Source organism: Isoptericola sp. Y541, assembly GCF_059445465.1.
Genome location: NZ_JCAIUJ010000002.1, coordinates 401,815 through 414,110 on the forward strand (window position 1 = coordinate 401,815; position 12,296 = coordinate 414,110).

Below are 12,296 nucleotides of genomic sequence, written 5' to 3' on the forward strand. Positions count from 1 at the left end.
CCCGCGGCGTCGATCGCGGTCGGGAAGGTCAGGTCCGCCAGGCGACGACGAGGTCCGCACCGTCGCGCGTCGACTCGATGAGCTCGGCGTTGGCCTGGTCCGAGCCGCGCGCCCAGCGCCGGGCGTCGGCGCGGCTCTTGCCGAACGCGTGGTGCCGCTCCTCCAGCCGCCCGAGCCGCACGTCGTCCGGCACGTCGACGTACCAGACCTCCGCCATCCGGGCCCGCGCGGCCGGCCACGCGCCCGAGGGTGCGAGCAGGTAGTTGCCCTCCGTCACGACCAGCGGCACGCCGGCAGGGACCCCGACCCCCGCCGCCACCGGCTCCTCGAGCTCGCGGCGGAACACGGGCGCGTAGACGGGCGGGTCGCCGGGCCGCGCGCCGGCGAGGCGCGCGACCAGCGCGGCGTAACCCGCGTCGTCGAACGTGTCGATCGCGCCCTTGCGGTCCCGGCGCCCGAGCTCGGCCAGGACGGCGTTCGACAGGTGGTAGCCGTCCATCCCCGCCTCGACGGCGAGCTCCGGCCCGAGCGCCTCGACGAGCACCCGGGCGAGTGTCGACTTCCCCGACCCAGGCGCCCCGACGATCCCGAGGATGCGCCGCTCGCCCAGCACCGCCAGGCGCCGGGCGCGTGCGACGAGCTCCGCCGTCGACGCCTCGACCGGCCCGCGCGACCTGTCAGGGCCACGACCTGCGAAACCGTGCTGTGGTCCTGACAACTCAATCGCCTCGCGAGTTGTCAGGACCAGGACCCTCAGAACCCGCGCGTGGGCCTGACAGGTCCGGGAGGTGCACCAGCCACGACCGCGGCCCGACGTGCGCCACCCGCGTGCTCGCGACGCGCACCGCCGCCGCGCAGGCGTCGGGCAGCGACTCGCCCCGGGCGAGCGCCACAGCGAGCGCCCCGTGGAACGCGTCTCCCGCGCCCAAGGTGTCGACCGCCGTCACCGACGGCACGGGCACGACGCCGCTGCCGGCCACGGCGCCGGTGGACGTGTCCGGCACCGACCAGGTCACCGGGTCCGCGCCACGCGTCACGACCACCGACCGCGCACCTAGCAGCAGTGCGCCGTGCGCGCCGTCCGCCGCCCCGGGGACGATGCCGGCGGGCACGGTGAAGTCGGCGCTCAGCGCCGCGACGTCCGCCGCGGGCAGCAGCTCGGCGAACAGGGGCCGCCACCGGCCGCCGTCGAGCACGACCCGCGGCCGCGGGCGCAGTCCCTCGACGTACGCGAGCACGGCCCGCGCGATCGCGGGGTGGTGGCCGTCGAACAGCACGACGTCGGGCGCGGGGAGCCGGGCGAGCCGGACGGCGGTGGGCGTGGGCGCCACCGCGAGCGCGCCGTCGGGCGAGACGACGGACCGCTCGCCCGTGGCCTCGTCGACGAGGACCGCGGAGACCGCGAGCGGGAATCCCTCGTCCGGGCCGGCGACGTCGTGCACCTGCACCTCGCAGGCGTCCAGGTCGGCGCGGGCCGCCTGGGCGACGGGGCCGGCGCCGAGCGCGCTGATCAACACGGACCGCGCGCCGAGGGCCGCGGCGGCCACCGCGGCGTTGGCCGCCGGGCCACCGGCCGCGACGTCCTGCCGCGTGGCGGTGACCTTCTCGTCCGCGCCCGGTCGCCCGGCCGCGCGGTGCACGACGTCGAGCGTGGTCAGCCCGACGAACCAGCAGACAGCCATCGGTCCCCCTTTCCTCGTCGGTCGAGCTTGCGCCGTCCTGAGCCTGTCGAAGGGTCCGGACCAGTGACGATCCGGGTTTCGACCGGCTCAACCAGCGAAACAACTTCCTAGCGGCCGGCGTCGTCCACGGCGTACGGCTCGATGGCGGCGATCTCGTCGTCGGTGAGCGCCGGGGCGGCGAGCGCCGCCACGTTGTCCTCGAGCTGCGCCACGGACGACGCGCCGATGAGCGCCGACGTCACGCGGTCGTCGCGCAGCACCCACGCCAGGGCGAGCTGCGCGAGGGTCTGGCCGCGGCCCTCGGCGATCGCGTTCAGCGCCCGCGCCCGCTCCAGGTACGTCTCGGTGAGGTTGGACGACGACAGGAACGGCGAGTCGCTGCGCGCTGCGCGCGAGCCCTCCGGCGCCGACCCGCCGAGGTACCGGCCGGTGAGCAGGCCCTGCGACAGCGGCGAGAAGACGATCGTCCCGATGCCGAGGTCCTCGACGACGTCGAGCAGCGATTCACTCTGCCGGCCGTCGTAGGCGTCCTCGCGGTCGGCGATCTCGACGTGCCGGTTGAACATCGAGTAGCTCGGCTGGTGGATGAGCAGCGGGACGCCGAGGTCGGCCAGCACCTGCGCGGCCTCGCGGGTGCGCGACGGCGAGTAGTTGGAGACACCCACGTACGTCGCCTTGCCCTGCTGGACGGCGGTCGCGAGCGCGCCCATCGTCTCTTCCAGCGGCGTCGACGGGTCCGGGCGGTGGTGGTAGAAGACGTCGACGTGGTCCAGGCCCATCCGGTTCAGGGACTGATCGAGCGACGCGAGCAGGTACTTGCGCGAGCCGTGGTCGCCGTACGGGCCGGGCCACATGTCGTAGCCCGCCTTGGTGGAGATGACGAGCTCGTCGCGGTACGGGCGGAGGTCCTTCGCCAGGTGGCGGCCGAAGTTCTCCTCCGCCGAGCCGTAGGGCGGGCCGTAGTTGTTGGCCAGGTCGAAGTGCGTGATCCCCAGGTCGAAGGCCCGGCGCAGGATGGCGCGCTGGGTGTCGAGCGGGTTCACGTCGCCGAAGTTGTGCCACAGGCCCAGCGACAGCGCGGGCAGGTCCAGGCCGGAGCGGCCGGTGCGGCGGTAGGTCATCGACTCGTAGCGGGCGTCGTCGGCCAGGTACCGAGGTGCGAGAGGCATGGCACCATCTTCCATCACCGCCGGTCGAGCCTGTCGAGGTGTTGCCGGTCGAGCTCGCTCAACCAGCGACCGGCGGGACGGGGAAGTTCGCGCGGAACACGTTGTCCGCGTCCCAGTCGCGCTTGACCTCGCGCAGCCGGGTGAGCGTGGGCTCGGGGAAGGCGTCGGCGAGCCGCTCGGGCCGGGTGTCGGTGTCGAACGACAGGTAGAGCCCGTCGGTGTACGGCGCCATGACGGCGTCCCACACAGCGTCCAGCCGGTCCTGCGAGGACGACATCGCCGACAGCAGGAAGTTCTGGTGCCGGTGCGCGTACGCCGTCGCCCCCGGGTCGACGTCGTTCGCCGCGCCGCCGGTGGCCCGGATCTGCAGGAAGTACGTCTCCCCGGACAGCGCGAGCTTCTCGAACGCGCGGCTCGTGGCGGTGTCGAGGTGGTCGACCAGCCCCGACCGGACGGCCGGGTCGCCGCCGCCGGAGTGGTGCTTGTCCCCCGCCTGCACGACGCCCGAGTACGGCATCAGGTAAGCCTGGTGGCCCAGCAGCGGCCCGGCGCCGGCGAGCCGCTCAAGCTGCTCCACCGCCGCGTCGGTGTCGTCGCCCGCGAAGACGGTCATGAGCTGCGCGACCGGCCCCTGATCGTCGCTGCCGTCCGAGAGCCGCCCCCGGCGCCCGGGCGACAGGATGAGGAAGCTCGTGAGCTCGCGCGGCGCCGACTCGATGACGGCGCCCCAGCGCTCCAGGACGCCCGCGATGTCGGTGGCGTCGAGCGTCATCTGCGAGAACACCACGTTCCCCAGCTCCATGGCCTCGACCTCGACCCACGTGACCGCGCCCAGATTGCCGCCGGCCCCGCGCAGCCCCCAGAACAGGTCGGGGTGCTCGTCGGCCGACGCGCGCACCACGCGCCCGTCGGCGGTCACGACCTCGGCCGCGACGACGTGGTCGATCGTGAGGCCGTAGGTGCGGCCCAGGTACCCCACGCCGCCGGCGGTGGCGAGCCCGCCCACCCCGACGCCGCCGTAGTCGCCCGAGCTGATGGCCCAGCCCCGCGGCGCGAGGGTCTCCGCCACGCGGCCCCAGGTGGCGCCGGCGCCGATCCGCACCCGGCGCGCGGCCTCGTCGACCACCTCGATCTGGTCCAGCGCCCCGAGGTCGACCACGATGCCGCCGTCGTTGGTGGACCGGCCGCTGATGCCGTGCCCGCCGGAGCGCACCCCGAGCGGGACGTCCTGCGTCCGCGCGAACCGCACGGCCTCCGCGACCTGCTCGGCGTCGCGCGGGCGCAGCACCAGGCCGGGCGCGCCGGAGCGCAGATAGTTGTGGCGGACGACGTCGTAGGCGCGGTCGCCCGGCTCGACGGCGCTCGGCGCCAGCGTGGCGGGAACGCCGGCGTAGTCGATGTCCGGGCGACGCAGGGCGATCGCCCGCTCGCCGCGCTGCGTCGCGGCCGAGGCCGTGCCCGACGACGCGCGCTCGCGCGCCACCACCTCGCGGACGGCGGGCGCGACCTCCTGGCCGTAGACCTGGATCAGGTTCGGGTCGTCGGCGGCCAGGATGAACGTGCCGATGCCGTCGGAGAGCGCGAGCGCGGAGAGCTCCTCCACCCATTGCTCCACCGGCCCCTGCAGGAAGCCCTGGCGCGACGGCGCCAGCTCGCCCTGGACGTTGAGCAGTCGGCGCACCGCGGCGGGATGACGGCCGGCGGCCGTGGCCGCCTCGTCGATGATCTCGTGCCCGCGCTGCAGGTCGCCGTCCTTGAGGTACGCCAGCGACGGGAGCCAGCCGTCGGCCTTGCGGCCGATCAGGCGCAGCATGCGCGGCTTGAGCGCGCCGAGCCAGATCGGCACGTCGTGGGCGGGCTCGGGGCCGCGCTTCGCCCCGGCCACGCGGTGGTGCGTGCCGTCGACCCGCAGCCCCCGGCGCTCCCGGCCGTCCCAGATGCCGCGGATGATGTCGAGCGCCTCGTCCAGCGCGTCGACGGACTCGCCGGGGGTGAGCCGGGTGCCACCCATCGCGACGATCGGGTCCCAGAACCCGCCGGCGCCGAGGCCGAGGGCGGTGCGGCCGCCCGAGAGCAGGTCGAGCGACGCGACGGCGCGCGCGAGCACGGCGGGCTGCCGCAGCGGCAGGTTGAGCACGTTGCCCGCGACGGTCACCCGCTCCGTCCGCGCGGCCACCCAGGACAGCAGCGTCCACGTGTCGAGGAAGGCGGGCTGGTACGGGTGGTCCTGGAACGTCACCAGGTCCAGGCCCGCGGCCTCCGTCAGCTGGGCGAGCCGCACCGGCACCTGCGGGTCGCGGTTGGTGGGGGTGATGAACGTGCCGAAGACCAGGTCGTGGCCGTAGTCCGTCATGCGGGACCTTTCGCGGGGAGGACCGCTCCCGGGATGGGAGATCGTCTGCACCGCAGACGATATCAGCGCCAACTCTTCTGACCAGCCGCACATTCCCTTACGATGGCCGGGTGACCACCACGACGGACGCGAGCACCGACAGCGCGACCCCCTCCCCGCTGGGTTGGTCGCTCGCCGCCCTGCTGCGCGAGTGGAGCAACCACGTCGCCGCCGTGTGCGCCGACGTCCCGCACGGCCCGCGCGGCTACGAGGTGCTGGCCGCCGTGGTGCACGACGCGCCGCCCACGCAGGCCGCGCTCGCCGCCCGCCTCGGCATCGACCGCACCGTCATGACGTACCTGCTCGACGAGCTCGTCGGCTGCGGCCTGGTCGAGCGGCAGCCGGACCCGTCCGACCGCCGCGCCCGCCGCATCGTCCCGACCGACCACGGCCGCGCCGTCCTCGCCGACCTCGACGCACGGGTGCGCACGGCCGAGGACGAGCTCCTCGGCGGCCTCGAGGTCGCCGAGCGCGACGCCCTGCGCCACCTGCTCGCGCGGGCCGCCACCGGCGCCGCCCCGGGCGACGACCGCTGCGCCGTCGTCGCCCGGGTGGTGGACGCGGGGGCCTGACCGCCAGCGTTCAGCCGGCGATCCCGACGGTCACCACGGCACCGGCCCGAGGGCGTCCACGAACGTCCCCGACGGCGCCGAGTCCGGCAGCGTCGCGGCCCGGTGCACCACCTCGGCCGCGTCCTCGGGAGCCAGCGGCGCGTGCTCCCGGGCCATGGGCGCGAGATCGGTCCGCACGAACCCCGGGCAGACCGAGGTGACCTTGATCGGCGTCCCGGCGAGCGCCTTCGCCAGCGCCACCGTGACGCCGTTGAGCGCCGCCTTCGACGACTGATAGGCCGGCACCACCGTGGCGTAGTAGGGCGACGCCGAGTCCTGCTGGTCCGCGAACGAGCCCATACGGGTACTGACGTTGACGATGCGTCCCGCGGCGCTGCGGCGCAGCAGCGGCAGGAACGCCTCGAGGACGGCGACCGGTCCGAGCACGTTGGTCGCGTAGGTGCGGCGGAACAGCTCCAGGTCCACCGCCTCCGTCGCGTCCGACGTGGCCTCGGGCAGCACCCCGGCGTTGTTGACCAGCACGTCGAGCCGGCCGAACCGGTCCCCCACGAGCGTGGCCGCGGCGCGGACCTGTTCCGCGTCGGTGACGTCGAGCAGCACGCTGCTGGCCTCGCCACCCTCGCTCCGGACGAGGTCGGCCGCGGCACGACCGGCCTCGTCGCTGCGCGCTCCGACCACCACGTGGTGGCCGTCGCGGGCGAGCCGTCGGGCCACGGCCAGCCCGATCCCTCGGGTGGCTCCGGTGACGAGTGCGATCTGCATGACGTGTCCTCTCGGGGAGCGGTGACGCGCCCCGGGCGGGGCCGCACGCCCATCACAGCAACGCCGCGGCACGGGCACCGGCGGGAATCGGTCACCTCGTCGAGGACGAGATCCCCGGTCGAGCCAGTCGAAACCAGCAGCACGAACGCTGGTCGAGCCTGTCGAAACCAGCAGCACGAACGCTGGTCGAGCCTGTCGAAACCAGCAGCACGAACGCTGGTTGAGCCTGTCGAAACCAGGTCAACAGGTTTCGACAGGCTCAACCAGCGTTACTTTCGACAGGCTCAACCAGCGAGAGGTTCGACAGGCTCGACCAGCGATCGGCCGGTCAGCCCCCGATCGCCGCGCCGACGTCCTTGAGGAAGGCGTCCGCGGCCTGGTCCGGCGTCATGCGCTCGAACAGCACCTCGGTGTTGAGCCGGATCATGATGTCCTGGATCTCGTTGGCACCGTTCGGGGGCACCGCGGGGTTGTCGACGATGTCGCCCTCGATGTCCGCCATGAAGTCGGCCATCCGCTGGTCGGCAGCGGTGAGGTCGCCGAGGACGGCCTCCCGCACGGACGTGTTCGCCGGCAGGCCGCGGTCGGTCAGCTGCAGCTTCGCGGCCTCTGGGTCGTTGAGGAGGAAGTCCACGAGCTTCGCCGACTCCTCCGGGTGCTCGCTCTTCGCGGAGACCGCGTAGTACATGGCGGGCTTGAAGTACATCCCGGTGCGGTCGAACTGGGACTCGCCCGGCAGGCGGAGCAGCTCCAGCTCATGCCCGGAGGCGTCCGAGAGCGCCCCGAGCTGGTTGGACCACCACACGCCCATGGCCCCGGCGTTGGTACCGAGCAGCGAGCCCTCCGGGCCGGCGTTCTGGTACTCCACGGAGCGGGAGGCGTCGGGCTGGCCACCGTTGGCCATGAGGTCCAGCGACGTCTGGAAGAACTCGGAGACGGTCCCCTTCGAGACGCCGAGCGTGCCGTCCTCGGTGTAGAGCGCCTCGCCCTTCTGGCGGGCCAGCACGTTCAGGCCGGCCTCGTTGAAGCCGTAGTCCTGCGCGCCCCACACCCCGTCCCCGGCGCCCTTCGAGACCTTCCCGGCGATCTCGACGTAGTCGTCCCACGTCCAGGTGGTGTCGTCGGGCATGTCGACGCCCGCGTCCGCGAAGATCTGCGGGTCGGCGACCATCGCGTAGGCGTTCACGCCGGTCGGGATGCCGTAGAGCTTGCCGTCGATCTCCCCCGTGCTGAGGATGTCGTCCGAGATCTCGGCCGTGTCCACGTCCAGCTCCGCGAGGTCGGCGATCACGCCGCGCGTGGCGTAGTCCGACAGGTACCGCTCCTCCTGCGTGATGACGTCCGGGGTGTCGCCGCCCGCCGTGGCGGTGGCGAGCTTGTCCCAGTAGCCGCCCCAGTCGGTGTAGTCCGGCACCACGGTGATGCCGGGGTTCTTCTCCTCGAACAGGTCGATGATCTGCTGCGTCGTCGTGTGCCGGTCGTCCGAGCCCCACCAGGCGAAGCGGATCTCGACGTCGCCGTCGCCGCCGCCGTCGTCGTCGGCCGGTAGCGCGCCCGAGTCGCCGGAGCAGGCGGTGAGGGCGAGCACCCCCGCCGCGGTGAGTGCGGCGATCGCGGCGCCGTGGCGCCGGGCCCGCCGGGTGGCTGTGAGTCGCATAGGGATCTCCTTCGTCGGTGAGCGCTTCGATGAGCTCTTCGGTTGACTCGGCGAGGACTACTTGATGCCGGTGGTGGCGATGCCCTTGACGAGGTACTTCTGGCCGAACAGGAAGACCAGGAACACGGGGATCAGCGAGACGATCGACATCGCGAACAGCGGCCCCCACGAGCTGTTGCTCGTCGCGTCCACGAAGGTGCGCAGCGCGATCGGCACGGTGTACATGTCCGGCTTGGTCAGGAAGATCAGCTGGCTGAAGAAGTCGTTCCACGTCCAGATGAAGGTGAAGATCGCCGTGGTCGCCAGGGCCGGCAACGACAGCGGCAGCATGATCCGCAGGAAGATCCGGCCGTGCCCGCACCCGTCGAGCCGGGCCGCCTCGTCGAGGTCCTTGGGGATACCGCGGAAGAACTGCACCATGAGGAACACGAAGAACGCGTCGGTGGCGAGCAGCTTCGGCACGATGAGCGGCAGGAACGTGTTGATCCACGAGAGCGACGAGAACAGGATGTACTGCGGCACGATGATCACGTGGATCGGCAGCATGATCGACATGAGCATGACGGCGAACCACAGGTTGCGGCCCCGGAACTTCAGCCGCGCGAACGCGTAGGCCGCCATCGAGCACGAGACCAGGTTGCCGAGCACGCTGCCCAGCACCACGATCGCCGAGTTGAGCAGGTAGTGGCTGAACGGGTCGAGCAGCGCATTCCACCCGTCGGTGTAGTTGGAGAAGTCCCACTCGGTCGGGATCAGCCCGGGCTCGCGGAAGATCAGCGCGGTGGGCTTGAACGAGCTGGCCAGCATCCACAGCAGCGGGTACAGCATGACCAGGCCGAACGCGATCAGCGCGACGTGCTTGCCCAGCCGCCGCAGCCGCGGGCCGACCCGCCGACCCCGCGGCCGATCGGGAACCTCTGCCGCGAGCTCGCTCAGGGTGCGCCGCGCGGGCGACTCCTCGGGACGCGCCTTCGGGCGCACGGGGGTGTCAGTCATCGTAGAAGACCCAGAACTTGGAGGCGAGGAAGTTGACGGCCGTCATCCCTGCGATGACGAGCAGCAGGAACCACGCCATCGCCGACGCATATCCCATCTGGTAGGAGCCGAAGCCCTTCTCGTAGAGGTAGAGCGTGTAGAAGAGCGTGGAGTCCACCGGGCCGCCCGTCCCGCCACTGACGATGAACGCCTGCGTGAAGGTCTGGAACGCGCCGATGAGCTGGAGCACGAGGTTGAAGAAGACGATCGGCGTCAGCAGGGGCACGGTGATGCTGCGGAACTTGCGCCACCACCCGGCGCCGTCGATCGAGGCCGCCTCGTAGTACATGACGGGGATCTGCCGGAGCCCCGCGAGGAAGATGACCATCGGCGCCCCGAAGGTCCACACGTTGAGCACGATGAGCGTGCCGAGCGCGTAGTCGGGGTGCGACACCCAGCCGACGCCCTCGACGCCGAAGAAGCCGAGCACCTGGTTGACCAGCCCGTCGGCACCGAACACCTGGCGCCACAGGATCGCGATGGCGACGCTGCCGCCCAGCAGCGACGGCAGGTAGTACACGGACCGGTAGAAGGCGAGCCCGCGCAGGCCCTTGTCGAGCACCATCGCCAGCGCCAGCGCCGCGGCGAGCTGGAGCGGGACCGAGACGAGCACGTACGTGAACGTGACCCTGAGCGCCTGGAAGAACCGCGGGTCGGAGAACATCTGCGTGTAGTTCTCCAGCCCGATCCAGCCCGGCGCCTCGAGCAGGCTGTAGTCCGTGAACGACAGGTACAGCGACGCGACGAGGGGAAAGGCCGTGATGACGACCAGCCCCAGGAACCACGGGGCGAGGAAGATCGCGGCAGCCTTGCCGTCGCCCTTGCGACGCTCCTTGCCCGCGGCGCGGGTGCGGGCCACCTCCTGGATCACCGCCATCGCGACACCTCGCCTCGCGGCGTTCGGGTGGGCGTCATCGCCGGCCTCCGGATCTCCCTCGATCGGCGGCCCCCAGGGTTGTCGTGCCCTGGAAACCGGTTGCTCATCGAGAACTTATCACGGGAGGAACCGGTTTCCAATGGTGTACGGTCAACTCGTGAACCCGAGGGAGGCATCGATGCCCGACGTGAACCTCCGGCGAGCGTCGGTGACCATCGCCGACGTCGCCGATGCCGCCGGGGTCTCCCGCGCCACCGTCTCGCGCGTGATGAACGGTCGCAGCACCGTGGACCCCACCATCGCCGCCCGCGTGCAGGAAGCCGCGATCGACCTCAACTACCGGCCGAGCAATGTCGCGCGCAGCCTGTCCCTCGGCCGCACCACGACCGTCGCGCTCGTCGTGCCGGACCTCGGCAACCCGGTGTTCCAGCAGATCCTGCGCGGGGTCACGTCCGCCGCCGCCGAGGACGGCTATCGAGTGCTCGTGGCCGATGCCGCCGAGGACCCGTCCGAGGAGCCGGCGATCGCCCGCGAGGCGCGCATGCGCTGCGACGCCCTGATCCTCGTCGCCCCGCGCATGCCCGGCGCCGCGCTGGACGCCCTGCTACCCCTCGTGACGCCGGCGGCGGTCATCAACCGCGAGGTCGAGCACGCCGCCACGCCGAGCCTCGTCATCGACTACGCGGACGCCACCGTGCAGGTCGTCGAGCACCTGGTGGGCCTGGGGCACCGGCGGCTCGCGTACCTCGCCGGCCCGCGGGCCGCCGCGACCGACGCCGCGCGCCGCGCCGGCCTCGTCACCGCCCGCGAGCACCACACGGACCTCGAGGTCGTGGAGCTCCCGGTCGGCGCCGACCTGGCTGCCGGCCACGCCGCGGCCGCCGCGGTGCTCGCCAGCCGGGCCACCGCCGTCGTCGCCTACAACGACCTGGTCGCGTTCGGTCTCCTGGCCGCGCTCAACGAGGCCGGGGTCGCCGTGCCCGGCGACATCTCGGTGGCCGGCTACGACGACATCGACCTGGCGCGGTACGCCACGCCCGCACTGACCACCGTCTCCGTGCCGCAGGCCGAGCTCGGCCGGCAGGCGTGGCGCGAGCTGCACGCGGTGATCGACGACGGCGCGCACCCGGCCACGACCACCCGCTTCACCGCCCGGCTCGAGGCGCGGTCCAGCACCGGGCCCGTGCCCCGCAGCATCACGCGGGCCGCGGTCGACGAGCCCGCGCTCGTGCCCGCGCCGGCGGCCGACGAGGTCCCGCAGGGTCCGACCTGGTCGGTCGAGCCGCGCGAGATCGTGCTGCGGCACACGCGCGACCGGGTGCCGCTCGCGCGGTACGTGGACGGCGATCGGCTGCCCGCCATCCACTCCCCGCGCCCGTACCTGCACCCGGTCCACTCGCTCGCCGGGGTGGCGCTCACCGAGGCCGAGCCGGTGGACCACCGCCACCACTACGGCGTGAGCGTGGCGGTGCCCGACGTGAACGGCACCAGCTTCTGGGGGGGACGAACGTTCGTGGCCGACGTCGGCCCCACGCTGCTGCCCAACCACGGGCGCCAGGCGAGCACGCGCACCGAGGTGGACCCCCTCGCCCCGCACGTGCTCCTGGAGACCGTGCGCTGGGACGACGAGCACGGCGACCCGCTGCTCGACGAGCAGCGGCGCCTCGGCGCGCGCCTCCTGGGCGACGACGGCTGGGCGCTGGAGTGGCGCAGCACCCTGCACGCGTCGCACGGCCCGCTGGAGATCCGCTCCCCGGCGACCAACGGTCGCCCGGGCGCCGGGTACGGCGGGCTCTTCTGGCGGGCGCCGATCGCGCAGCGCACGGTCGTGCTGTCGGAGGCCGGCGAGGGCGAGGAGCTCGCCCACGGCAGCACCTCGCCGTGGGTCGCGTTCGTGCAGCAGCACCACGACCCGTACGCCGAGGACCGCCCGACGACGGTGCTGCTCGCGCAGACGTCCCCCGCGCGGCACTGGTTCCTCCGGGCCGCCGAGTACCCCGGCGCCGGCCCGGCGCTGGCCTGGGACACCCCGCTGACCGTGCCCGCCGGCGGCACCGTCGAGACCGGGATCGTGGCCGCCATCGTGGACCACGCCCTCGACCTCGACGAGGCGGCCGCGCTCGCCACCGCGCTGCGCTGACCCATCACCC

The 12,296-nt window shown here is 72.9% G+C and carries 10 protein-coding genes; 2 read left to right on the forward strand and 8 right to left on the reverse strand.

Features of this window, described 5'->3' with window-relative positions:
• Positions 1-28 precede the first annotated feature (28 nt).
• The 4 genes from AC1C2V_RS06635 to AC1C2V_RS06650 form a co-directional block, all read right to left on the reverse strand.
• Entirely contained in the window at positions 29-718 is a 690-nt protein-coding gene (locus tag AC1C2V_RS06635) for a nucleoside/nucleotide kinase family protein (protein WP_495388793.1), read from the reverse strand.
• A gap of 1 nt (position 719) precedes the next feature.
• A complete protein-coding gene (locus AC1C2V_RS06640) occupies positions 720-1,682 on the reverse strand; it encodes a carbohydrate kinase family protein (protein ID WP_495388794.1) in 963 nt (320 codons plus the stop codon).
• Positions 1,683-1,789: 107 nt separating this feature from the next.
• Positions 1,790-2,851: an L-glyceraldehyde 3-phosphate reductase gene (gene mgrA, locus AC1C2V_RS06645; RefSeq protein ID WP_495388795.1), complete on the reverse strand. Its 1,062-nt coding sequence runs from the start codon at positions 2,849-2,851 to the stop codon at positions 1,790-1,792.
• A gap of 58 nt (positions 2,852-2,909) precedes the next feature.
• Positions 2,910-5,204, reverse strand: coding sequence for an LLM class flavin-dependent oxidoreductase (locus AC1C2V_RS06650; RefSeq protein WP_495388796.1), 2,295 nt, complete (start codon positions 5,202-5,204; stop codon positions 2,910-2,912).
• A 110-nt stretch (positions 5,205-5,314) separates the two neighbouring features.
• Between AC1C2V_RS06650 and AC1C2V_RS06655 the strand changes: the two genes are divergently transcribed.
• Positions 5,315-5,815 carry a MarR family winged helix-turn-helix transcriptional regulator gene (locus tag AC1C2V_RS06655; protein WP_495388797.1) on the forward strand — a complete coding sequence of 167 codons (501 nt, stop codon included), beginning with the start codon at positions 5,315-5,317 and terminating at the stop codon, positions 5,813-5,815.
• A gap of 30 nt (positions 5,816-5,845) precedes the next feature.
• On the opposite strand, the gene AC1C2V_RS06660 is transcribed toward AC1C2V_RS06655, so the two are convergent.
• The 4 genes from AC1C2V_RS06660 to AC1C2V_RS06675 form a co-directional block, all read right to left on the reverse strand.
• A complete protein-coding gene (locus AC1C2V_RS06660) occupies positions 5,846-6,577 on the reverse strand; it encodes an SDR family NAD(P)-dependent oxidoreductase (protein ID WP_495388798.1) in 732 nt (243 codons plus the stop codon).
• 328 nt (positions 6,578-6,905) lie between these two features.
• Positions 6,906-8,234 carry an ABC transporter substrate-binding protein gene (locus tag AC1C2V_RS06665; protein WP_495388799.1) on the reverse strand — a complete coding sequence of 443 codons (1,329 nt, stop codon included), beginning with the start codon at positions 8,232-8,234 and terminating at the stop codon, positions 6,906-6,908.
• A gap of 57 nt (positions 8,235-8,291) precedes the next feature.
• Positions 8,292-9,230, reverse strand: a complete 939-nt coding sequence (locus tag AC1C2V_RS06670; RefSeq protein WP_495388800.1) for a carbohydrate ABC transporter permease — start codon at positions 9,228-9,230, stop codon at positions 8,292-8,294.
• Complete coding sequence (locus tag AC1C2V_RS06675; protein WP_495388801.1) at positions 9,223-10,146, reverse strand: carbohydrate ABC transporter permease; 924 nt, start codon at positions 10,144-10,146, stop codon at positions 9,223-9,225. Before AC1C2V_RS06675 ends, AC1C2V_RS06670 begins: the two co-directional genes overlap by 8 nt.
• 178 nt (positions 10,147-10,324) lie before the next feature.
• On the opposite strand from AC1C2V_RS06675, the gene AC1C2V_RS06680 reads away from it, so the two are divergent.
• Positions 10,325-12,286, forward strand: coding sequence for a DUF6807 family protein (locus tag AC1C2V_RS06680; protein WP_495388802.1), 1,962 nt, complete (start codon positions 10,325-10,327; stop codon positions 12,284-12,286).
• The last annotated feature ends 10 nt before the right edge of the window (positions 12,287-12,296 follow it).